Below are 1,174 nucleotides of genomic sequence, written 5' to 3' on the forward strand. Positions count from 1 at the left end.
ACCCCCTTAAAAACCATAAAACTGTTTTAATGACTGATAAGGATGAATGCAGTGAGATTAAAGATCCTTCTTTCTCAGGGCGTTTTAGAATCAGCTTTTTGTCTCAACCACTAAGGTATGATGAATTATTAGCAGAAATTACCTGTCATGATGGAAGTCATGAGAGCGATAACATCAAGCTTGATAATGTTCAACATGGTGAAGACTTGGGCTTTGCGCCTCATAGTAAAATATTAGTCGTCGAAGATAATAAGGTTAATCAGCAGGTATTGATGATAATGCTTGACTATTTGAATCTGAAAGCTGATATCGCCAACGATGGTGTTGAAGCACTGGAGGCTGTTCAAAAATCTCATTACGATTTGATTTTGATGGACTGGCAAATGCCAAGAATGGATGGTCTAGAGGCTACTCGTAATATTAGGGCTATTCAAGGGCTTGTGCAGCCCGCAATCATTGCTGTTACTGCTAATGCTATGTCAGGTGATATCGAGAAGTGTATAGAGGCCGGTATGGATGACTATTTGAGCAAACCGGTGGAAAAAGATAAGTTAGAGCAGACCATTCGTCGGTGGCTTGCTCCAAAACACGATGAGCAGGTTTCCTAAACTAAGTAAGCCGATATAAAGTTCTAGTTCGGTTTACCAGTCTCGGGTGGAATAATTAGTGGGGGTTAAAACCGTATCCTTGGCACTGGGGAGTCGCTCCGGGTAGTCTAGTGTATAGTGAAGGCCTCGGCTTTCTTTTCTCTGGATTGCGGAGCAAATGATCAGGTCTGCAACCGTGACAAGGTTTCTTAGTTCTAACAGGTCATTCGTCACGCTGTAGTTACTGTAATAATCAAGTATCTCTTGATGTAAAAGATCAACACGGTGCTTTGCTCGCTGAAGCCGCTTATTCGTTCGAACAATGCCGACGTAATCCCACATAAAGCGCCTTAACTCATCCCAATTATGCGAAATTACAACATCCTCGTCAGAATCGGTTACTTGGGACTCATCCCATAAAGGGGCATCGGGTGGCTCGGGAATATCTGCAGACTTTCTATTGATATCATTGGCTGCTGCCTGTCCATAAACGATACATTCAGTCAGGGAGTTGCTGGCCATTCGGTTTGCGCCATGTAAACCCGTGAACGACGCCTCGCCAACTGCATAGAGTTGATTAACATCAG

General features: G+C 43.4%; 1 protein-coding gene and 1 pseudogene. One reads left to right on the forward strand and one right to left on the reverse strand.

Annotated elements, in window-relative coordinates; translation table 11 throughout:
* A partial coding sequence (locus A3729_RS05185; RefSeq protein ID WP_231877341.1) for a response regulator occupies positions 1-608 on the forward strand: 608 nt, incomplete at its 5' end.
* Positions 609-641: 33 nt separating this feature from the next.
* On the opposite strand, the pseudogene A3729_RS05190 reads toward A3729_RS05185, so the two are convergent.
* Positions 642-1,174, reverse strand: a pseudogene (locus A3729_RS05190) (L-aspartate oxidase); the annotation flags it as partial.

The organism is Oleiphilus sp. HI0043 (assembly GCF_001634935.1).